A 948-nucleotide genomic window follows, 5' to 3' on the forward strand; every position below is an offset into this window, starting at 1 on the left:
GAAGCTCAGCTCGTCCTCGCCCATGAAGACCGGGTAGGGCTTGCCGGCGTCCTCGAACGCCTCGACCGCCGCGACCGCGCCGTCACCGGCGTCCATCCAGATGCCGTCCACGTCACCGCGCTGCAGGTACTGCGTCACGATGTCCTTGATCTTCGCGCCGTCACCACCGGTGAACTCCTGGCCCACGACCTCGAGCTCGCTCTCGGAGAAGATCTTGTCGGCGGCGGCCCAGCGGTTCTCCAGCACGTCGACTCCCGGGAGCACTCGGAGCGCGAGCACCTTCGAGCCGGGCTCGAGGTTCTCGACCAGGAACTCGGCGCCGTCGGCTCCGTAGGCGTAGCCGCCGATCGGGTGGATGTACGTGACCATGCAGTCCGTGTTGACGCCACGGTCGAACACGATGACGGGCTTGCCCGACGCGCACGCCGCCTCGACCGCCGGGGTCAGGGTCGCGGTGGTCGACGGCGAGATGATGATCGCGTCGCAGTCACCGGCCTCGACGAACGCCTGGATGTCCGAGATCTGCTTGTTGTCGTCGTCCGCGGCGTCCGAGACGCGGAACTCCGAGATCTCGCCCGAGGCCTTGAGGACCTCGACCTGCTGCTGCATCGTGATGAAGCCCGTCACACGCCACGGGTTGGAGACCGAGGCGTTGGAGAAGCACAGCTTCTTGCCGCCCTCCTTGGCGTACTGCGCGGTGTCCACGTACTCGGGGTCGATCGCCTGCAGCCACGGCTGGTCCGTGGGGCCCTCGGGCACCGCGGTCCGCTGCGCGAGCTGGCGGTCGTAGTCGGCCTGCACGAACCACTGGCTGTTCGCGCCCGACTCGTTCGACTCCTCCCCCGCCTCGGTCGCGGTCTCGCCCCCGGCGGGGGCCTCGGGCACGTCGGTGCTGCACGCAGCGGTGAACAGCAGTGCCGCGGTCGCGGCCCCTGCCAAGAGAACTCG

1 protein-coding gene is annotated in these 948 nt (G+C 69.0%); it reads right to left on the bottom strand.

Annotated elements, in window-relative coordinates; genetic code table 11:
- Positions 1-948, bottom strand: a 948-nt coding sequence (locus H9652_RS19490; RefSeq protein ID WP_191798470.1) for a substrate-binding domain-containing protein, incomplete at both ends; no start/stop codon positions are given.

The organism is Oerskovia rustica, assembly GCF_014836555.1.
In the GTDB taxonomy this organism is placed as follows: domain Bacteria; phylum Actinomycetota; class Actinomycetes; order Actinomycetales; family Cellulomonadaceae; genus Oerskovia; species Oerskovia rustica.